Here is a 21,286-nt window from a genome sequence, read left to right as displayed (position 1 = left end):
GTACCGGGTTCGTATTTCAACGTAGCCTATCCAAATTGTATACAGAGTCTGGTTCTCTTTTAATCTACCTTTATAAACTTTAACAGCTCATTACCGCTCGTATCGTAAAGATAAAGGTAAAGTTTTTCAATTTTATAAGTAGCAGTTTCTGCTAAAGCATTAGTAAACAGGTTAGGAATTTCCATATTTGGGCACATCATTTTAGTACTGCCCATTTTTGTAAATGAAATGTTGGTTTCAGAAAGCGATTCAATGGTTCCAAAAAAGTTGTTACAGCCATTGGTACCCCCAATTCGTTTTTCGGCCACAAAAATTTCTAATCGAGGCGTTTCCTTAGACGCTGCATAACGGTCGCTTTCTAGCGACATACCGCCTATAGATTGTAAACTCCAAATGTCGTGTAACTGCAGGGTAGGGTCTTGTTTTTTTTCAAGCACTTCAACGAGGGTATATGTTACTGTAGCAGCATCTGCGGGTACTTTACTAGGGTCTAATTGTGTTTCTTCTACGGAAAGTTTATAACGATATCCTTGCTGAAATTCAAAGCCTTTAATAGTTCCGTAGAAATTAATCCAATCGCTTGAAGCTGTAGCATCTTCCTTTTTTATCTGGAGGCATTGCATTTTTCCAGCACCTTCACACGAAACGGTAGTGCTGTTCACATAAAAGGTTACTGTTTTTGTGCTGTCTTCGGAAGCATTTCCACAGGCGTTAACAGTGAGTAAGACAAGGAAGCAACTGACTAAAAATTTCATACTATTTTTATTAGATTACAAAATTAAGAACCATGGGGTTGGATAGAAAGTATTTATAAAAAGTTTAGTATTTGTACTTATTAATCTGCTCACACATGTGGGTAGATACCGAAGAATAACGATTTACGCGGTTTTATTATTTATCTAAAATTCGCAAAGTATTTGATTTTCAAAAGAAAAACACTATTTTTGCACCCCTTTTAGCGATAGAATCAAGTGATAAAAGGAATTTATAAAACAAAAACAAAACCCTTCTGTGGGATTGTCGCAGTATCTACTTGAAACAACACAGAATACAAACCGAAACTATTTCAGTAAAACAAAACCCTGAAATAGCCTAGGAGAACTAAACAAATGGCTGATAAAGCAACAAAAGAAGCAGTTGTAGAAGAAACTACAGCAGCAGCTGCTCCAGAAGCAGTAGAAACAACTACCGAGAAAGCGGTTGAGGAAAAAACTCCACAACAAGCAAATCCGGAAAAATTCTTAGCAGATTTTAACTGGCACAACTATCAAGAGGGTATAGACCCTGTAGATGGTGAGCAGCTAGAAGAATTTGAAAAGTTAGTAGCAGAGAACTTCGTAGATACCTTAGATGATGAGGTAGTAGAGGGAGAAGTAATTCACATTTCAGACCGTGATGCCATTATCGACATCAACGCAAAGAGTGAAGGAGTTATTTCTTTAAACGAGTTTCGTTACAACCCAGACTTAAAAGTAGGGGACAAAGTAGAAGTATTAATTGATGTACGTGAAGACAGCACAGGGCAACTAATCTTGTCGCACCGTAAAGCACGTACAATTAAGGCTTGGGATCGCGTAAATGCAGCGCATGACGAAGGTACTATCGTAAACGGTTTTGTAAAATGCCGTACTAAAGGTGGTATGATTGTAGACGTATTCGGAATTGAAGCGTTCTTACCAGGTTCACAAATTGATGTGAAGCCTATTCGCGATTACGACGTATACGTAGGAAAAACAATGGAATTCAAAGTGGTGAAAATAAACCACGAATTCAAAAACGTTGTAGTTTCTCATAAAGCGTTGATCGAAGCAGATATCGAAGAGCAGAAAAAAGAAATCATCGGGCAGCTTGAAAAAGGTCAAGTACTTGAAGGGATCGTTAAAAACATTACTTCTTACGGAGTATTTGTGGATCTTGGTGGTGTTGACGGATTGGTACACATTACAGACCTTTCTTGGTCTCGTATCAACCACCCGAACGAGGTTGTAGAGCTTGATCAGAAACTAAATGTAGTAATCTTAGACTTTGATGAGGATAAGACACGTATTCAGTTAGGTCTTAAGCAGCTAAATGCACACCCTTGGGAAGCACTTGGTGATGAGATGAAAGTAGGTGACAAAGTAGAAGGTAAGGTAGTTGTTATTGCAGACTACGGTGCTTTTGTTGAAGTTGCTGAAGGTGTTGAAGGATTAATTCACGTTTCTGAAATGTCATGGTCTACACACTTACGTAGCGCTCAAGACTTTGTAAATGTTGGAGATAAAGTAGACGCTCAAATCTTAACACTAGATAGAGAAGAACGTAAAATGAGTTTAGGTATTAAGCAATTAACACCAGACCCATGGACAGATATCACTACTAAATACCCAGTAGGTTCACGCCACAGCGGTATTGTACGTAACTTCACCAACTTTGGTGTGTTTGTAGAGTTAGAAGAAGGTATCGACGGTCTTATTTATATTAGCGACCTATCTTGGACTAAGAAAGTGAAGCACCCAAGTGAGTTTACCAACATTGGTGACACACTAGAGGTTGTGGTACTTGAATTAGACGTAGAAGGACGTAAATTAAGCCTTGGTCATAAACAAACTGAAGACAACCCTTGGGATAAGTACGAAGGTGAGTTTGCAGTAGGTACAAAGCACACTGCTAGTATCGATGAAATGGTAGACAAAGGTGCTGTGATTAACTTCAACGAAGATATCAGCGCATTTGTACCAAAGCGTCACTTAGAGAAAGAAGACGGAACAGACCTTGGAAAAGGAGAAGAAGCCGAATTCCAAATCATTGAGTTCAATAAAGAATTCAAGAAAGTGGTTGCATCACACATGACAATTCACAAAGAAGAAGAAGCAAAAATTGTAAAGCAAGCTGCTAAGAAAGCTGCAAAACAAGCTGAAGAAGCAAAACCTACCTTAGGAGATGCTAACTCAAAGCTTCAAGAATTGAAAGACAAAATGGACGGGAAGAAATAAGCCCAATCATTTTTAAATATAAAGCCTCTTCAGTAATGAAGGGGCTTTTTTGTTTTATATTCTTAAAATCATAGTATTTGTGTATCTTAACCAATCAAATATGAGCCTATGCTTTTAAACCGTTTATCATCATTTTTTGTAATGATACTTCTGGCTGTAACATTGATGACAAGCTGTAAAACTAAAGACACCCAAACTTCAGTTACTACACCTTCAATTTTGGTACAATTGTACGATGCAACTTCGGTTTCAGTTCTAGAAAGCACCTATAAGAACTATAGCCTCGAAGAACAAAAAGTAGTAAGCAGACCAATGAATATATTCTTATTTACATTTAATTCAGAAAAAATTACAGATAAAGCCCTCATAGAAGAACTTAAAACATCAGAATTAGTGAAAGAGGCACAACAAAACAGAACTGTTCAAACTAGAAATTAATACCATGATAAAGAAATTATTTTTCACTTTTGCTGTATTAGCAACAACCTTGTCTACCGCCCAAGAGGCCAATTATGTAGAAAATCAAATACTTGTTCAACTTGCTCAAAATACAGAAGCCACAATCCTGATGCAGGAAGTTTCAGAAGTAAATATTATAGAGACCAGATTAGTGTCACGTCCCTTAAACATTTGGTTACTGAAATTAGAACCTTCAGAATTAGATGAAAACGAAGCAATTACCGCCTTATATCGAAATTCAAATGTGTTAATTGCCCAGAAAAACCATACAGTTCGCTCTCGTGCTACAGAACCAAACGATGTTGGTTTTGATAACCAATGGCAATACAAACAAGCCAGCGATGGAGATATCGATGCAGATGAAGCATGGGATATCACTACTGGCGGAACAACCATGAACGACAACGTAATTGTAGCTGCCGCCTTAGATGATGGTATCGATTTAAATCATGAAGATTTTGAAAATAACCTATGGACAAACGAAGCAGAAATTCCAGATAATGGCATAGACGATGACGGCAACGGTTATATAGACGATTACCAAGGTTGGAGCATTGTTACTAATGATGATAATATTTCCGGAGGTGGTCATGGAACCCCCGTAGCCGGAATTATTGGCGCCAAAGGAAACAATGAAATTGGCGTGTCTGGTGTAAACTGGGATGTTAAGGTAATGGTGATTAAAAACAACTTTAACACCAATGAAGCTAGAGTGATTGAAGCATATAGCTACGCATTAGAGGCTAGAATGTTGTACAATAGCACCAATGGAGCAGAAGGTGCCTTTGTGGTTTCTACAAATGCGTCATGGGGAGTAGATTTTGGTGACCCTAACGATGCGCCGCTATGGTGTGGGCTCTATGATACCTTGGGCGAAAACGGAATTTTAAGTTGCGGAGCTACTATTAATGGTAATTTTAACGTAGATGATGTAGGCGATTTGCCAACGGCTTGCCCAAGTGAATATCTAATTACTGTAACCAATATGGATATTACAGATATGAAGGTTACTTCGGCGGGATATGGCCTAAAAACTATAGACCTTGGAGCACATGGTGCCGGTGCGTACACAACGAGTGCAGGTAATAGCTATGGTGGTTTTGGAGGTACTTCGGGTGCAACACCGCATGTAACAGGTGCAATTGCATTACTGTATTCTGCGCCTTGCCAATCGTTTGCAGATTTAGCTATTTCCAATCCGTCACAGGCCGCTAAAAACGTACGAGATTATATTTTTGAAGGCGTAGATCCTAATCCGTCGCTTGAAGGCATTACTACTACTGGCGGCCGATTAAACCTTAATAATGCGCTATTAGGCCTTATGGACGATTGTGAAACGCTGTCTATTCAAGGGTTTCAAGGCGATGATAAGCTAGTTGTGTTGTATCCAAATCCGGCACAAGACCTGGTTTCCATAAAGCATGAATCAAACAAAACTATTGAGCGCATTACAGTCTATAGCTTAGATGGTAAACAAGTTCAGCACCAACCCTCGTTAACTAATAATACCATAAACGTAAGCAAGCTAGCGGCGGGTATGTATGTGATTAAGGTTGTTTTTGAAGGGGATGTAACAATCTATAACAATACGCTTATTAAACGTTAACAGACCAATTTTAATATAGACTAAAGCCTCTTCAGCAATGTAAGGGGCTTTTTTTTTTGGCGTTACTCGCCGCGGCGAGTCGGGCTTTCGCTTCTCGCTTCCCGATTCTAATCGGGAGAGCTCAAACAAACCGCTCAATCCCTAACGCAAAAATATTCGGTGAAATTCGTAATTCGTCTATTGTACATCGTACTTTTAAAATAAAACCATTAAATTTGTCCTCTGAATACAATTCAGAATTCTTCTATGAGCCAAAAAGTGTTACTCAACGCAACCGAAGTACAAATAGCGCTTCACCGTTTGGCTTGTCAATTAATAGAAAATCACGATACATTTGCAGATACAGTTTTTATAGGCATACAGCCGCGTGGCGTTTATTTGGCAGAACGCTTAAAAACCTTGCTCGAAACTGAATACAAGATTAAAAATGTACAGCTAGGGTATCTAGACATCACTTTTTACAGAGACGATTTCCGAAGAAGTGGAAAACCACTAGAGGCAAATACAACAAAAATTGATTTTATCATAGAAGACAAAAAGGTAGTGTTTATAGACGACGTGTTGTACACCGGACGTAGCATTAGAAGTGCGCTTACCGCAGTACAATCGTTTGGAAGACCCCTAGAAATAGAATTATTAACCTTAATAGATAGAAGGTTTAGTCGTCATTTGCCCATACAGCCCGATTATCGTGGTAGACAGGTAGATGCTATTGGTAATGAAAAAGTAAAAGTTTGCTGGCAAGAAAATGAAGGAGAAGATGCAGTTTATTTGGTAAAGAGCTAGCAGTGATAGGCGCTCTACAGCGCAGAGCATAAGGTGTTTTTAGAAAAAGAACAAATGAAAGAACTAAGTGTAAACCACTTATTAGGAATTAAATACATCACCGAAGATGACATTCAGCTCATTTTCGAAACGGCAGATCATTTTAAAGAGGTGATTAACAGACCGATTAAAAAAGTACCCTCGCTTAGAGATATTACTATTGCCAATCTTTTCTTTGAAAACAGCACACGAACTCGACTTTCGTTCGAGTTAGCCGAAAAGCGACTTTCTGCGGACGTTATTAATTTCTCTGCTGCCTCTTCGTCTGTTAAAAAAGGGGAGACCCTTATAGATACAGTAAACAATATCTTATCTATGAAAGTAGATATGGTTGTAATGCGTCATCCAAATCCAGGCGCAGGAGTATTTCTATCTAAGCATGTAAATGCAAGTATTGTAAACGCCGGAGACGGTGCACATGAGCATCCCACGCAAGCATTGTTAGATTGTTATTCAATTCGCGAAAAATTGGGAGATGTCGCTGGAAAGAAGGTGGTAATTGTGGGAGATATTCTTCATTCTCGCGTTGCATTAAGCAATATATTCGCGCTTCAAAAGCTTGGAGCAGAAGTTAAAGTGTGCGGACCTAAAACACTTATACCTAAACATATAGAAAAACTAGGAATTAGCTATGAGCCAAACCTAAAAAATGCGCTGCAATGGTGCGATGTTGCAAATATGCTTCGCGTACAAAATGAGCGAATGGACATTAGTTATTTTCCGTCTACGAGAGAATACACCCAGCAATACGGAGTAAATAAGGCACTGTTAGACAACCTTGATAAAGAAATCGTACTCATGCACCCGGGACCAATAAATCGAGGGGTAGAAATTACAAGCGACGTGGCCGATAGTAAGCAGGCTATAATTCTGGATCAGGTTCAAAATGGTGTGGCAGTGCGCATGGCTGTGTTGTATTTACTAGCTTCAAAAATTCAGCGTCATGAAGATTGAAAATAAAGATAATTACGTGGTGCTCACCGATGAGCATAACGATATAGCTGATTTTGCATCATTTTTAGAATACCAGATACCTTCTAAGTTTAAAGGCCAAAATGTAGTACTTAATCTTTTAGATTATACGTCGTTAACCTTAGAAGAGTTGCTTTTGTTTCTTAAAGTTTCAAACCTACATAGAAAGACCAAGCAATCTTTTGTATTTATAAACGATGCTATTAATCCAGATGATATTCCGTTTGAAATGGTTGTAGTGCCTACCCTACAAGAGGGGGAAGACATTATAGAAATGGAAGAAATAGAACGAGACTTAGGATTCTAATGCATTAAAGTAAACACATTGTAAAGAAATGGCTCGTAGTGTGTTGCGCAGAAACTTTCAACAATAATTTATGAAATTAACCATACTTGGCTGTCATTCTGCTACTCCTCGTTGGGATGCGAATCCAACATCACAAGTTTTGGAAGTGAAAGGGCACCTTTTCTTGATAGACTGTGCAGAAGGAACTCAGATTCAGTTACGTAAGTTTAAAGTTAAATTTGCGCGTATAAAGCATATTTTTATTTCACATCTACACGGCGATCATTTTTTTGGTCTGGTAGGGCTTATTTCTACGTTTCGCTTGCTAGGACGAGAGGCAGACCTGCATGTTTATGGCCCAAAAGGAATAAAAGAGGCAATACTTCTTCAATTAAAGCTTGGTAAAAGCTACACCAATTACGGACTGTATTTTCATGAATTAGACAGTACCGAGCCACAACTTCTGTTTGAAGATGAAAAAGTTACGGTAACAACCATTCCGTTAGATCATCGTGTGTATACCAACGGATTCCTGTTTCGGGAGAAATTGGGTGAGCGTACCTTAGATATTGAAAAAGCTAGAAAATTAAATGTAGAATTAAGCTACTACCATAAAATCAAACAAGGGGCAGATGCAATTACAAAAGACGGTGTTACGATTCCTAATGCTGAAATAACCTTCGACCCACCGCCAGCTAAAAGCTATGCATATTGTAGCGATACAGCCTATTTCCCTGCAATTGTTCCTCAAATTACTGAGGCTACAACCTTGTATCACGAAAGCACCTTTTTGGAACAACACCATCATTTGGCCGAAAAAACAAAACATAGCACAGCCAAAGAAGCTGCTGCCATTGCCAAAAAAGCCAATGTGGGAAGTTTAATCTTAGGGCATTACTCTGGGCGCTATGGGAACTATGAAAATTTCCGAAGTGAGGCACAAGAACTATTTGAGCATGTAGAACTTGCTGAAGATGGGAAAGTGTTTCAGCTATAAAAACTAGAGTCGTTAAACTTTACTATATTTAGGAAACCATAAACCAGCCGCAGTATGTTTCCTAATTTTTTATTTGTAGCCCTAGCGGCGCTTGTTCCCCTTGTAATGGGATTTCTATATTACAGTCCGAAAACCTTTGGTAATGCCTGGATGAAAAGTGCAGGGCTTACCATGGAAATGCTAGAGAAAAGTAATAAAGTACTGTTGTTTACTTCGTCGTACGTACTTAGTTTTATACTGTCTTTCTTCTTGTTTACGCTTGTGGTACACCAAACAGATTATTATTCATTATTTGTTGCAGAACCAGGCTTTGGCGAAGAGGGCTCTGCTATCATGACTCAAATAGACGCCTTTATGGGGCAGTACGGAGAGTATTACCGTACCTTTAAACACGGGGCTTTGCACGGTGGTCTTGTAGGCGGCTTTATAGGATTGCCAATTATAGTAATTAATGGGTTATTTGAGACACGCGGATTGAAATACGGTTTTATTAATGCCGGATATTGGATTATAACGCTTTCGATTATGGGCGGTATTTTATGTCAGTGGGCGTAATATAGCGTTGCTAATTTGTATAGTATTCTGTTTTAAATGGTCTGCGCAATTGGTATTCGCTAGGTGAAATTGTATCGACTATAGGTTTTAACAAGGCATTCTTAAGTTTAGACCTGTGTTTAACGAATAAAGTCATTTCTGTAGGAACGGCGCCTAAGGCGCTTTTTATAAGTTCACTTGTTCTGCCTAAGTGTAAGTGGGCAACGTTACGTTGTATGGCTTCTTCAACGTAATCGTATAACAAGCGTTCATACACAGCATATTTGGTGTTGTGTTCGTAGTCAATGCCTACGTAGCTTGCTTCTAGCGAAGTTCCATTTTCAAATGCGGTACTAAATCCTATAAGCTCACCATCAAGAAAGGCACCTTTGCAAATAAAAGCTTCACCTAACGACTCTTTTAATGCTTTGAAAGAGTTAGGGTAGTGCTCGCCGTATTGGTAATCTGATTTTGATAATATGTTTTCGAATAAAGCACGTAAACGCGATTCGTTCTCAACAATTTGTGAAACCGTAAGAGATTGTATTGTAAGGGCTTGAGACTTTTTGTAAGCGCTGTTAGCCTTGGTACGATATTTAGCCTTCATACTGTGCAAATAATCGCTAAAAGTGGCCCAGGATGGCTGTAGCTTCAATTGCATGACAACATCTGCCTGAAAATCTCGGTATTTGAAATCTTTTAAAATTTCCGCTTGTCGGGCATTTTCAGAAGCAAAATCTTTAAAAAGTAACACTGAAAACAGAGCATCGTAGGCAGCGTCATTTTTTATTGTTTGTGCAGTCGCTGCCATCAACTCGCATGCGCTTTGTTTAGAAATTAAGTCGGTGTGTGCATAGCCGTGAGCTCCTGTCGCAAAGATATTTCCGCAGATAAGTCCTTTAATAGATACACTTTCGTCGCTATTCTTACAATCTTGAAACAGTTTGAGTAGCAAATTGGCCTGTGCACCTTTTTTGTAGGTAAACGAAGCAAGTTGAAACACCCCGGCGAGAATAGGTACATTTTCTTGTGTTTTTGCAAGCACAAATAGAAATTCGATAGAGGCGCTTAACGATTGCTCTAGTGCCTTTAGATAAGGCAATGATAAGTAAATAGATTTATTCTGCACCACCGTATTCCATTGTTCAGACGGAATGTCGTTTACGCTAGTATAAATAGTAAGAGAATCTGAGTAGGTCGTCAAAATGTGGTATTGAACTGCGAAGATACAATAGCTATTTGTAGTAAGCCACTTGAGGCGGTACATTGGTGGTAAAGATGTTGGCTAGAATCTTAGTTGCTTATTCGTACTTGTGAAATTCTAATTGAAATATGTTTAAGGGCAAACGCTGGGTTTCAGCTAATGAAACACGCTTTGTTTTAAGATAATTAACTGAAATTTAAAGTTTCTGTATTTAAATAGCAGGGCTTTCTTTGTACTTTTACAGAAAGAACGTCAATGAATAAAAACCTACATAACTACCGTAAATCGTATGAACAAGGAGCGCTAACGTTGGCATCTGTCGACAAAGATCCGTTTATACAGTTTAACAATTGGTTTCATGCTGCGGAAACTTCCAAGAATGTATTTGAAGTGAACGCAATGACACTTAGTACTATAGGTGTTGATGGTTTTCCGCGCGGTCGCGTGGTATTACTGAAAGAGTACAATGCTGAAGGCTTTGTTTTTTATACAAATTATCAGAGCGAAAAGGGAAAGGCAATGGCTAAAACCCCTGAAGTATGTCTCTCTTTTTTCTGGCCAGCCCTAGAGCAACAAATACTAATAAAAGGAGTTGCCGAGAAAGTTTCCGAAGAAATGTCGATACAGTATTTTAGTGAGCGACCTAGAAAAAGTCAGTTAGGTGCTATGGTTTCAAACCAATCAGAGTCAATAGAAAGTCGAGAAGCACTTGAGGCTAAGCTAGCAGCCTTAGAACAACAATTTGACGGGCAAGATATTCCGAAGCCTAAAAACTGGGGAGGGTATCTCGTACGTCCAACGTTATTCGAGTTCTGGCAAGGTAGAAGGAGTAGACTACACGACAGAATACAGTACGCGCAGGAAGGAACGACATGGAATATCACGAGGTTGCAACCTTGAGAAGTTAGGTTATGTATTATTAAATCAATCAACTAAAAATCTGAAAAAAAATGAAAACGCTATATATGGCAAGGCATGCTAAATCATCATGGAAGCATGATGTAATAGATCACCAGCGTCCGCTTAAAGGACGTGGCACCAGAGATGCAGCCTTGGTATCTGCCTATGTTGCCGAAAACCACCTAGCTCCTGAAATTATGATTAGTAGTGATGCTACACGCGCATTAACAACTGCTAAATTTTTTAAAGGCGCATTCGAGGTGTCTGACGAAGATTTCATAACCAATAATCAGCTTTATGACTTTAGTGGGCAGAATGTTATGAGTACAATAAAAAATATTGATGACACCTATTCTAGAGCTATGATTGTTGGGCATAATCATGCGTTTACTAGCATTGCAAATATGTTGGGGAATCAGTATATTGACAACGTACCCACCTGTGGCTTTGTTATCATCGAGTTTGAAGAAGATGCATGGAATGATATTTCTACAGGGAAGACGGTAACCATGGTATTCCCTAGACACCTTAAACAATGACAGAGAAGATAGAAGAACAAGCTGCTACCACAAATAGCTACTATAACAGAGAGTTAAGTTGGTTGCAATTTAATGCACGCGTCTTGCAAGAAGCCGAAGATGAAACTACACCGCTTATTGAGCGGCTTCGTTTTTTAGGTATTTTCTCTAACAATTTAGACGAATTTTTTAAAGTTAGATATGCTACCGTAAAACGTATTGCTGAAGCAGGAAAAGGAGGTCGAAGTTTTCTTGGGGGTATTGCTGCCAAAGAACTTCTTGAAGAAATCACCCAAACGGTAATAGAACATCAAAAGACAAGCCTTCGTATTTTAAGTGATATTGAAGCAAAACTTCAGGACGAAAATATCTACATCATAGACGAGCATGAAGTATCTAAAGAACAGAGCATTTTTATTTCAGAATATTTTATTAGAAAGGTTAGTCCAGCCCTAGTAACTATAATGATTGGTGAACTTGAGAAATTCCCAACATTAAAAGATAGCGCGGCCTATCTGGCAGTTAAGATGAAAATGAACAAGGATGATGAAATCTTTGAAGACAAAAATAATTATGCACTGATTGAAATTCCTAGATCTGTAGAACGCTTTGTTGTACTACCTCAAGTAGGTGAAAAACAATATATAATTATCCTTGATGACCTTATTAGACATTGTTTACACAACATTTTCAGTATTTTTAAATACGATGCTATTTCTGCGCACATGATAAAAATTACACGTGATGCTGAGTTAGATATAGACAGTGATTTAAGCCGAAGTTTTATTGAAAAAATCTCAAAAAGTGTTAAGAATAGAAGCGTGGGAGACCCTGTACGTTTTGTATATGACAAAAGCATAGACAAAGAAACACTTCGTTATCTAATGGATAAAATGGGGGTGGATGATACCGACAGTATTATACCTGGAGGTAGGTACCACAACCGACGTGATTATATGAAATTCCCTAGCTTGGGAAGAACAGACCTTCAATACAAAAAGATTAAACCGTTGCCAATTAAAGGGCTGAGTCTGCAAGGGAGCTTATTTCATAAGATAGCAGAGAAAGATTACCTGTTATACGCACCCTATCAGACATTTTCTTATGTGGTGAAATTTTTACGAGAAGCGGCGTTAGACCCGAAGGTGAAAACCATTAAAATTACTATTTACAGGTTAGCCGAAGTATCACATATTGCCAGCTCGTTAATAAATGCTGCTAAAAATGGTAAAGTAGTAACGGTGCAAATAGAATTACAGGCGCGTTTCGATGAAGCTGCAAACATTAGATATGCAGAGCAAATGCAGAGTGAAGGGGTTCGACTTATATTTGGCGTGGCAGGACTAAAAGTGCATTGCAAAGCCTGTATGGTAGAGCGTCTTGAAAATGACAAAATAAAACGCTATGCATTTATTTCTACCGGAAATTTTAACGAATCTACGGCGGCAATATATACAGACTACACATTATTTACTGCCAACCAGAAGATTGGAAAAGAAATTAATAAAGTATTCGATTTCTTTGAAGTGAATTATAAGATTAAAAAATATAGACACCTTATTGTGTCTCCTCATTACACCCGCAATGCCATCTATGCCTTAATTGAAAACGAAATTAAAAACCATAAGGCGGGACGTTCGAGTGGGATTCGTTTAAAACTAAATAGTTTATCAGATTTTAAAATGATAGACAAGCTTTATGAAGCAAGTAGAGCAGGCGTGAAGATACAAATGATTATTCGTGGCATATGCTGTTTAATACCAGGTGTAGAAGGGATGAGTGAAAATATTGAAGTAATTAGTATCATAGATAAGTTCTTAGAGCACCCTCGATTGTATATATTTGAGAATGCGGGAAACCAAAAAATGTATATTTCTTCTGCCGATTTTATGGGTAGAAATCTTGATAGTCGTGTTGAAATTTCCTGTCCGATATACGATAAAGACATTAAAGCCGAAATAAATGACACCTTCGATATTTGTTGGAGTGATAATGTAAAAGCGCGCCAAATCACCGCAAGTCAAGATAATTCGTATCGTAGAAACCGAAAAGTACAAGTACGCTCACAGTTTAAAACGTACGATTATTACCAAGAAAAAATAAAATAATAGTTTGCTCAAAATAGAAAAATTCGCTGCAATCGATATTGGCTCTAACGCCATAAGGCTACTTATTGCCACGGTTATTGAGCGAGAGGGATCGTCACCCTTATTTAAAAAGACGTCACTTGTTCGGGTTCCTATTCGTTTAGGGGCCGATGTGTTTTTGGAAGAGAAAATTTCAGAAAAAAACTATCATAGAATGATAGACGCCATGACCGCCTTTAGTCTAATCATGAAAACACACAATGTGGTATCGTATAGAGCCTGTGCTACAAGCGCAATGCGTGAAGCAAGAAACGGAACTGATATAGCAGCAAGCATTTTTGAAACAACCGGAATTAGAATTCATATAATTGATGGTACCGATGAAGCTGCCATCATTGCTTCTACAGACTTAAAAGATCTTATAGAAGACAATAAAGTTTTCTTGTATGTCGATGTAGGAGGTGGAAGCACTGAGTTTACAGTATTTGCCAACGGAAAAAGTATTGTAAGTCGTTCGTTTAAACTAGGAACAGTACGTATTCTAAACGATATGGTTCGCGAATCTATCTGGGACGAGGTACGCGATTGGATTAAAGAAAATACCCAGCAGTATAGTAAGATTAACGTGATTGGTTCTGGCGGAAATATTAACAGCATCTATAAAAGCAGTAACAAGAAAATTGGGAAGCCGCTTAGCTATTTCTTTATGTCTAGTTACTTTGAAAGAATTAAAGAAATGACCTATCATGAGCGTATTTTTGAGCTTCAGATGAATCCAGATAGGGCAGACGTTATCATTCCTGCAACACGTATATATCTTTCTGCTATGAAATGGAGTAAGGCCAAGAATATTTATGTTCCAAAAATTGGTCTTGCAGATGGGATTATTAAAAGTCTTTATAACGAAAGAGCGGCGAAAGACATGGAGGTGCGCTAGTGGTCTGTGGTGTGTCTCTTGCAAACTACGATTTATTACGTAGTTGAAAGTCCTAAGAATACGCTCATTTAAACCTTACTATTTACTACCCATGTATAGTTTCCTGCTTGCTTAAGTCTTTCATTACTTCAGCTTCGTAGGCAAGTAATTCTTTCCATTTTTGGTCTACTTCGTTGCGCTCCCCATATTGTCTGGCAAATCCTAAAAACATGGTGTAATGCCCAGCTTCACTCACCATAAGTTTTCTATAGAAATCTGCTAACGACTTGTCTTCTAGTTGCTCACTAAGCAATCTAAAACGTTCACAGCTTCTGGCTTCAATAAGTGCGGCATATAATAATCTGTGTACGAGCTGTGTTGTTCTGCTTCCCCCTTTTGGGAAAAATTTGGTAATTGCCAGTACGTAATGATCTTTACGATCTCGTCCCATCACCCATCCACGAGCAATTATTTTGTCGTGTACCATCTTAAAATGGCTAATTTCTTCTTTTACGAGTGAAACCATCTCTTGTACCAATTCGGTGTATTCTGGAAAGGAAACAATGAGAGAAATAGCGGTAGAAGCAGCTTTTTGCTCACAATAGGCATGGTCTGTAAGAATTTCTTCAATGTTTTTCTCAACAATATTCACCCAGCGCGGATCTGTGGGTAATTTAAGTCCGAGCATCTTTATGTCTTCGTTTTTAGCCATTATATGTCTAAGTCAAATTCTTTTCGCAATTTGTCGATTAGCGGATTCTTCTCCATCAATTTTTCAAATTTCTCTTTTGGTGTATATGCATAGCGTTTTATCTCTGCTTCATTCACCTCTATAGACAAATCAACATCGTAATTGTTTAGTTGTTCCCGTAAAAATCCTAGAAGCTCAAATTTTGCGCGCTCTACTTCAGTCTTTATGGTGTTATTCGGAAACTCTAGGTGCAATAAATTTCCTTCTAACCTTGGCACACCCATCGCTAAATGCGAATGTAGATTGAAATTTCCTTCGGTTTCCATTTTTTGGGTGTAGGTGTTCCAAGCCGCCAACATAGATTCTTCAGTGAACGCATCTTTTGGCAGATTTTTTTGATCTGGCTGATTGGCCACTAGGGCTTTTTGAAGCTCTTGCTTCTTTTTAATACTTTTTAGCGAGAGTGCTGAAACTTTCTTAGCATTGCGTTCTGCTAAAATTTGAGGTCGCTCAATAACGCGTTCATTCGCAGGAACTTGTGATTTTTCTATTTTGGTTGCTGCGACTTCTGAAACTTCTGTTTTTGGAGTAGTTTCAGGCAGGGAAGGTGAAGGTTTGTTTTCTGAATCGGTTAATTTAGTATCCTCAATTTTTTCATTTGTATTGGTATCAAGCTCTTTATGAGTTTGTTCAACATCTAATGTTTCAACTACAGAAGGTGCAAAGTCTTTAAAATGCGAAGGAGGTAAAACAAAACGTTTTTCGTTTAAACTAGACTTTTTTTTTTCGTCTTTAGCCGTGAGTGATGCTAATTCAAGTAAACATAACTCTACCAATAAGCGTTGATTACGACTTGTTTTATATTTTAAATCGCATGTATTTGCCAGAGCTATCGCTTCAATTAAAAATGATTTTTCTGTTTTTTGAGACTGCTCAAAATACATGGCTTTAACTTGTTCACCTACTTCTAAAAGTGCTATAGTTTCTTGATGCTTGCACACTAGTAAATCTCGAAAATGAGAGGCTAGTCCCATGATAAAATGGTGCCCGTCAAAACCTTTTGCAATGATGTCGTTATATGAGAGTAATACCTGCGGAATGTTGTTCTCTAAGAGTAGTGAAGTGATGTTAAAATAGTAGGTATAGTCTAATACGTTTAAGTTTTCGGTAACCGCTTCTCGAGTCAGGGTTTTTCCGCTAAAACTAACAACTCTGTCAAAAATTGAAAGTGCGTCACGTAAGGCACCATCTGCTTTTTGAGCAATGATGTGTAGGGCATCGTCGTTGGCTTGAACACCTTCAGATTGCGCAACTTGAGCAAGGTGTTCTTTAATGTCTAGTACAGAAATTCGTCTAAAATCGAAAATTTGACACCGAGAGAGTATAGTTGGAATAATTTTATGCTTTTCCGTAGTAGCTAAAATAAAGATAGCATGCTTAGGAGGCTCTTCTAATGTTTTTAGAAAGGCATTAAATGCTGCAGAAGAAAGCATATGCACCTCATCAATAATATAAACTTTATAAGTACCAACTTGTGGAGGTATTCGAACTTGATCGATAAGATTCCTAATATCGTCTACCGAATTATTAGATGCAGCATCTAATTCGAAGATATTAAAGGCAAAATCTTCATCTTCGGTTTGAGTACCATCCTGGTTAATTTTTTTTGCTAGAATTCTGGCACAGGTAGTTTTTCCAACACCTCTCGGACCTGTAAACAACAAAGCCTGAGCTAAGTGGTTGTTTTCAATAGCGTTATCTAGCGTATTGGTAATCGCCTGTTGCCCCACTACGTCTTTAAAAACGGTAGGTCTATACTTTCGAGCCGATACAATAAAATGTTCCATAGTAATAAAACAAATATAGTTATGAAGGATTAGTTTTAGAAAAATACAAACTCCCTTTTTACGCTATTTATTAACATTAAGTTACTTTTGTGCAGCAGGCCGTCTTATCGCTCTAAAGCAATTTGGAGAGGAAAGTCCGGACACCATAGGGAAGCATAACGGTTAACGGCCGTCGTTCGCCTCAGGCGAATAGGACTAGTGCAACAGAAAGAATGTACAGGTAATGCTGTAGTGAAACCAGGTAAACTCTATGCGGTGAAATGCCACGTAAACCAGCGTTAAGGGTTCCCGCCCGATGCTGGAGGGTAGGCAGCTAGAGCGTTGCAGTAATGTAACGTCCAGATAAATGATAAGGGTTCGTCTTAGATGAATACAGAATCCGGCTTATAGGCCTGCTTTTTTTAAATGCTTTTCTAACAACTCCAAACTCCATTCTTGGGCTTTTTCTAGCGAATCGAACATTTCGTAGATACCATTGTAGAATTTCTTTTCAAATTGTACTATCTCTTTTGCTGCATCGGTATAATATACAATAGCGATGGCAAGCAAATCGGGATGATTTCTAGCGCTTAGCATATTTGGATCTATGGTATAATCAAACTTTCTATTTGCAATAGAAATAAACGGGCGATCTTTGTAATAGGTATTAAATACCTCGAACATGGCATCTAGGTGAGCTTTCCCGAATGTTACGCCCTCATGAATTGTAGAAATAATATAGTGCTCGTGCACAGCAATATCGGCAAAATCTAAAGAGATTTTTTTAATCGCAGTCATAGTGAAAGATACAATATTATGAGGAACATTAGTAAATAGCCAACATTAATAAATACACTAAGCAATCTAAATACAAGAAATTACTTAGGGTATAAGTAGCTAATATATAGTATTTTAACTGAAAAAACTAAAAACTGAACCTCCATATTTTCTACTTTCTTGAAAATTTGAAATATCGCTTAGGTCAAGATGTTTAGTGTGTTCAATTATTAGGAGTCCTTGAGGGTTTAACAAGTTGTTTGTATACACTCCTTCAACCAATTTAGACAAGGTCTCATGATCAAAATCATATGGCGGGTCTGCAAAAATTAGGTCGAAAGATCCTGTGGCGTGCTGTAGATATTTTAGAACATCTGCTTTAATGGCGGTTATTGGGAAAGATAGTTCTTCTGAAATTTTTTGAATGTACGAAACGCAGCCATAGTGTGCATCTACGCTGGTGATGTTTTTACAACCTCGTGAAGCAAACTCAAACCCAATATTTCCAGTCCCTGCAAACAGGTCAAGCATTGAAACTTCATCGAAGTATAATCTATTGTTTAAAATATTAAACAAGCCTTCTTTTGCAAAATCTGTTGTAGGTCGAACAGGCAGCTGTTTGGGCGCTATAAGACGTTTCCCTTTATATAATCCGGAGATAATTCGCACGTGTAACTAGGTGTTTTTTAATAAATAGTGTTGGTGTGGTTCAAGTAGGTCTGTGGTTAGCTTGCTCTCTACAGAATAAATAGATAGATTCCTAATGTAGGTGTAAAGCAATTCGAAGTGTGGGCTTTTTTCAGAGATTTCTCCAAGAAGTAAAGTTTCAACTGTATTAGTACTCCATTTTAATTGTTCAAAGGCGAAGAGTACATAATATGCTAAGTCTTCAGATGTTTTAAAAGGGTAGGAGTTACATAATAATAATGCTCCATTTTCTACGGCAATAAGGTCTATTTGATGCTGCCCAACATGAATATACATCGTTGACTTGTCTTGCTGCTTTTCCGCAGTTAGAATTGTTGCTAATAGTATGCTGGTAGCATGGTAGTATTGAAAGCTCCCAAAGGTTTCAAAAAAGTAATTATTAACATTAACAAGTGGGACATACACTACATTCATATCATGATTTTCTACATCATCAAATGCTATAAAATCTCCGGCAAGTAATTTAGAATTGAATTTTAAATATTCACTAAGTTTTGTTTCATCAAACAACACTTTTGGGACTAACGTATAAGCGCTGTCTGCGTAGACTACCGAAATTTCACTACAATCTTTTAGTATAGTTTCTTTGTCAATTTCCGATTTAAGTACTACTAATATATCCTGTGGGGTATATTGAGCAGGGAAGGTGTGTTCTTTAAAAAACAATACTTCATCACGATTATGAGATGTAACCAAAAAAGAAAGTCCGGTCAATGTTACTTGAACGGACAGTCTATTACTTTGAGTTGTTATGTTATTGCTTTTTTGCAGTTTCTAAGTTTTTAGGCCAGTTACCACTTGTGTTTACTTCATCCATGGCACCTACTTTAATGAATTTACCATTCACACCATCTACTGAAACTACCTGTAATTCTTGTGCCATAAGGTCTTTGTCTAAGTCTGATAACAAGTCTGTTTTTGCAACTTTAGCTTCAAATACCGCGTATTCAACATCGTTTTTCAAGAATTTGCCAGCTTGTAGCTCAATCTTTTTATCTATACCCTCTACAGGAATATTCATCATGCTTTTATATCTGTCAGTACCTTGATACAATGAATCTTTTACTGAAGTAAATCGTAATGTATCAACAATAATGGCTTCTAAGATATACCCACCAGTTTGTGGGTCTAATCCAAATGCCTTGTTTTTAGCAACATCTGGATAACTTGTATCACGACGTTGGGTAATGGCATATTGAGCAGTATCTATAAATCTAATTAAGCTGTCGAAACTTCCTGTAAAGCTACCGGTAATTTCTTGGTGCGCTAATTCAGCGGCTTGTATATCTTGAAGGTTAACGATTACTTTTTTGTATCGCGCCTCCTTTATTTTATTAAACTCTATTGGGCCTGTGATAGAACCGTATAATTTGTATCCTAAGAATATGATAGCAATCCACAGTACAATTTGAAGAACAATTTTCATTAGATATGATAGTTTAATTAGAGTATTTAGCTTTTTTTGGTCTGTAGCAAAGCTACAATTTTTTTTTGTTCGTCAGCCTAAATTCTGAAAAAAAGCTACCTATCTTTAGCCTTTACAATCTACTTATTTTATGGACGCTTCTCGCTTTTATAGCTTGTTGAAACATGATTTCGCACATACTCCTACTGCTAAACAGGAAGTTACCTTACAGCTGTTGGCTAAATTTGTATTGAGCAAAAACAATGATGAAGTGTTCCTTTTAAAAGGTTTTGCAGGTACAGGAAAGACAACTTTAGTAGGTACTTTGGTTAAAAATTTATGGAAAGCCCAGAAATCGTTTTCGCTTTTAGCTCCTACAGGGCGCGCAGCTAAGGTTATAAGTAATTATGCAGGAAAGCAAGCCCTAACCATTCATAAAAAAATATACGTGCCAAAAAGCGAAAGCGGTGGTGGAGTCTCTTTTACGTTGCAAAAAAACAAAGGAAGGAACATTGTTTTTATCGTAGACGAAGCTTCTATGATTCCTGATGTGGCTCAAGAATCTAAATTATTTGAAAACGGTTCGCTGTTAGACGATTTAATGGAATTTGTCTACAGCGGTAGTAATTGTAAGCTTTTACTCATTGGAGATACTGCTCAGCTACCTCCCGTTAAATTAAGCCTAAGTCCCGCTTTAGATGCTAGAACATTAGAAAGCCATTACAATAAAGAAGTGCTTTCTATAGAGCTTGACGAGGTAGTACGCCAGCAAAATGATAGCGGTATTTTATACAATGCTACACGGTTAAGAAGCGTATTAGACAATGGTTTTTACGATCAGTTCAAATTTAGTGAGCTTCCTTTTCCAGAAGTGGTGCGTCCGCAAGATGGGCACGAATTGCTTGACGCTATTAGCGACTGCTATCATAACCAGGGTAATGAAGAAACTGTCATTATAGTTAGGTCTAATAAACGCGCTAATCTTTATAATCAGAACATTCGTAATCGAATTTTATACCAAGAAGAAGAACTTTCTGCTGGGGATTATCTTATGGTGGTTAAAAACAACTATCATTGGGTTAAACCAACAAGTGAAGCTGGTTTTATTGCGAATGGCGATATTGTTAAAGTGCTGGAAATTTTCAAGATTAAGGAGCTTTATGGGTTTCGTTTTGCTGAAGTACAAGTACAAATGATCGATTATCCTAAAATGAAGCCTTTTGAAACTGTTTTGCTATTAGACACCTTAGTTTCTGAAACATCCTCACTAACGTATGAAGAATCTAACCAGTTGTACCAAGAAGTAATGAAAGATTATGCCGATGAAAAAAGTAAGTACAAAAAATTTCTGGCGGTAAAAAAGAACAAATATTTTAATGCCTTGCAGGTTAAATTTTCATATGCTATTACATGTCACAAATCTCAAGGAGGACAATGGAACACTGTTTTTGTAGAACAACCCTATCTACCCAATGGCGTGGATAAAGAATACCTGCGTTGGTTGTATACCGCAATCACTAGAGCGAAGGAAAAATTGTTCCTAATTGGCTTTAAAAATGAATTTTTTGAGGAAAATGAGTAAACCTTTATCGTTTTGTGG

General features: G+C 37.8%; 20 protein-coding genes and 1 other RNA gene. 14 read left to right on the top strand and 7 right to left on the bottom strand.

The genetic code is table 11. The features are described from left to right. Nucleotides 1–59 precede the first annotated feature (59 nt). Nucleotides 60–755: a DUF4377 domain-containing protein gene (locus tag G5B37_RS02815; RefSeq protein ID WP_164678532.1), complete on the bottom strand. Its 696-nt coding sequence runs from the start codon at nt 753–755 to the stop codon at nt 60–62. Between the two features lie 354 nt (nt 756–1,109). On the opposite strand from G5B37_RS02815, the gene rpsA reads away from it, so the two are divergent. The 8 genes from rpsA (at nt 1,110) to G5B37_RS02775 (ending at nt 8,675) form a co-directional block, all read left to right on the top strand. After that, nucleotides 1,110–2,975, top strand: a complete 1,866-nt coding sequence (gene rpsA / locus G5B37_RS02810) for a 30S ribosomal protein S1 (protein WP_164678531.1) — start codon at nt 1,110–1,112, stop codon at nt 2,973–2,975. A gap of 108 nt (nt 2,976–3,083) precedes the next feature. Further along, nucleotides 3,084–3,413 (top strand): hypothetical protein, encoded by a 330-nt coding sequence (locus G5B37_RS02805; RefSeq protein WP_164678530.1) that lies wholly within the window; start codon nt 3,084–3,086, stop codon nt 3,411–3,413. A 4-nt stretch (nt 3,414–3,417) separates the two neighbouring features. Beyond that, the gene (locus tag G5B37_RS02800) at nt 3,418–5,040 is read left to right on the top strand and encodes a S8 family peptidase (protein ID WP_164678529.1); all 1,623 of its coding nucleotides are present in this window, start codon (nt 3,418–3,420) and stop codon (nt 5,038–5,040) included. A gap of 246 nt (nt 5,041–5,286) precedes the next feature. Continuing rightward, a complete protein-coding gene (gene pyrR, locus G5B37_RS02795; RefSeq protein ID WP_164678528.1) occupies nt 5,287–5,826 on the top strand; it encodes a bifunctional pyr operon transcriptional regulator/uracil phosphoribosyltransferase PyrR in 540 nt (179 codons plus the stop codon). Nucleotides 5,827–5,880: 54 nt separating this feature from the next. Further along, nucleotides 5,881–6,819 carry an aspartate carbamoyltransferase catalytic subunit gene (locus G5B37_RS02790; protein WP_164678527.1) on the top strand — a complete coding sequence of 313 codons (939 nt, stop codon included), beginning with the start codon at nt 5,881–5,883 and terminating at the stop codon, nt 6,817–6,819. After that, nucleotides 6,809–7,144, top strand: coding sequence for a ribonuclease Z (locus G5B37_RS02785; RefSeq protein ID WP_164678526.1), 336 nt, complete (start codon nt 6,809–6,811; stop codon nt 7,142–7,144). The genes G5B37_RS02790 and G5B37_RS02785 overlap by 11 nt, the downstream gene beginning before the upstream one ends. Before the next feature lie 70 nt (nt 7,145–7,214). After that, complete coding sequence (locus G5B37_RS02780) at nt 7,215–8,120, top strand: ribonuclease Z (protein ID WP_164678525.1); 906 nt, start codon at nt 7,215–7,217, stop codon at nt 8,118–8,120. 54 nt (nt 8,121–8,174) lie between these two features. Further along, nucleotides 8,175–8,675: a DUF1761 domain-containing protein gene (locus tag G5B37_RS02775; protein ID WP_164678524.1), complete on the top strand. Its 501-nt coding sequence runs from the start codon at nt 8,175–8,177 to the stop codon at nt 8,673–8,675. A gap of 10 nt (nt 8,676–8,685) precedes the next feature. On the opposite strand, the gene G5B37_RS02770 is transcribed toward G5B37_RS02775, so the two are convergent. Further along, nucleotides 8,686–9,858: a GNAT family N-acetyltransferase gene (locus G5B37_RS02770; RefSeq protein ID WP_164678523.1), complete on the bottom strand. Its 1,173-nt coding sequence runs from the start codon at nt 9,856–9,858 to the stop codon at nt 8,686–8,688. Nucleotides 9,859–10,113: 255 nt separating this feature from the next. Between G5B37_RS02770 and pdxH the strand changes: the two genes are divergently transcribed. The 4 genes from pdxH to G5B37_RS02750 are packed head-to-tail and all read left to right on the top strand — an operon-like array spanning nt 10,114 to nt 14,300. Continuing rightward, entirely contained in the window at nt 10,114–10,758 is a 645-nt protein-coding gene (pdxH, locus tag G5B37_RS02765; RefSeq protein ID WP_164678522.1) for a pyridoxamine 5'-phosphate oxidase, read from the top strand. 50 nt (nt 10,759–10,808) lie between these two features. Next, nucleotides 10,809–11,297 carry a SixA phosphatase family protein gene (locus G5B37_RS02760; protein WP_164678521.1) on the top strand — a complete coding sequence of 163 codons (489 nt, stop codon included), beginning with the start codon at nt 10,809–10,811 and terminating at the stop codon, nt 11,295–11,297. Beyond that, nucleotides 11,294–13,384, top strand: a complete 2,091-nt coding sequence (gene ppk1, locus G5B37_RS02755; RefSeq protein ID WP_164678520.1) for a polyphosphate kinase 1 — start codon at nt 11,294–11,296, stop codon at nt 13,382–13,384. The genes G5B37_RS02760 and ppk1 overlap by 4 nt, the downstream gene beginning before the upstream one ends. A 4-nt stretch (nt 13,385–13,388) precedes the next feature. Further along, nucleotides 13,389–14,300 carry a Ppx/GppA phosphatase family protein gene (locus tag G5B37_RS02750; RefSeq protein WP_164678519.1) on the top strand — a complete coding sequence of 304 codons (912 nt, stop codon included), beginning with the start codon at nt 13,389–13,391 and terminating at the stop codon, nt 14,298–14,300. Nucleotides 14,301–14,385: 85 nt separating this feature from the next. Here the strand turns inward: G5B37_RS02750 and miaE are convergent, their stop codons facing one another. After that, complete coding sequence (gene miaE, locus G5B37_RS02745) at nt 14,386–14,967, bottom strand: tRNA-(ms[2]io[6]A)-hydroxylase (protein ID WP_164680874.1); 582 nt, start codon at nt 14,965–14,967, stop codon at nt 14,386–14,388. 23 nt (nt 14,968–14,990) lie between these two features. Then, a complete protein-coding gene (locus G5B37_RS02740; RefSeq protein WP_164678518.1) occupies nt 14,991–16,817 on the bottom strand; it encodes a DNA polymerase III subunit gamma/tau in 1,827 nt (608 codons plus the stop codon). A gap of 91 nt (nt 16,818–16,908) precedes the next feature. On the opposite strand from G5B37_RS02740, the gene rnpB reads away from it, so the two are divergent. Next, an RNA gene (gene rnpB / locus G5B37_RS02735) (RNase P RNA component class A) lies at nt 16,909–17,220 on the top strand. Between the two features lie 488 nt (nt 17,221–17,708). On the opposite strand, the gene G5B37_RS02730 is transcribed toward rnpB, so the two are convergent. The 3 genes from G5B37_RS02730 to G5B37_RS02720 are packed head-to-tail and all read right to left on the bottom strand — an operon-like array spanning nt 17,709 to nt 19,707. Beyond that, nucleotides 17,709–18,242: an RsmD family RNA methyltransferase gene (locus G5B37_RS02730; RefSeq protein WP_164678517.1), complete on the bottom strand. Its 534-nt coding sequence runs from the start codon at nt 18,240–18,242 to the stop codon at nt 17,709–17,711. Nucleotides 18,243–18,248: 6 nt separating this feature from the next. Then, nucleotides 18,249–18,995 carry a DUF3822 family protein gene (locus tag G5B37_RS02725; RefSeq protein ID WP_263649835.1) on the bottom strand — a complete coding sequence of 249 codons (747 nt, stop codon included), beginning with the start codon at nt 18,993–18,995 and terminating at the stop codon, nt 18,249–18,251. Nucleotides 18,996–19,035: 40 nt separating this feature from the next. Then, the gene (locus tag G5B37_RS02720; RefSeq protein WP_164678516.1) at nt 19,036–19,707 is read right to left on the bottom strand and encodes a hypothetical protein; all 672 of its coding nucleotides are present in this window, start codon (nt 19,705–19,707) and stop codon (nt 19,036–19,038) included. 130 nt (nt 19,708–19,837) lie between these two features. On the opposite strand from G5B37_RS02720, the gene G5B37_RS02715 reads away from it, so the two are divergent. Further along, nucleotides 19,838–21,268, top strand: coding sequence for an ATP-dependent DNA helicase (locus tag G5B37_RS02715; RefSeq protein WP_164678515.1), 1,431 nt, complete (start codon nt 19,838–19,840; stop codon nt 21,266–21,268). The last annotated feature ends 18 nt before the right edge of the window (nt 21,269–21,286 follow it).

Origin of the sequence: Rasiella rasia (assembly GCF_011044175.1) — a bacterium.
Lineage (GTDB): Bacteria > Bacteroidota > Bacteroidia > Flavobacteriales > Flavobacteriaceae > Marinirhabdus > Marinirhabdus rasia.
This window is presented reverse-complemented; position numbering and strand designations above follow the sequence as displayed.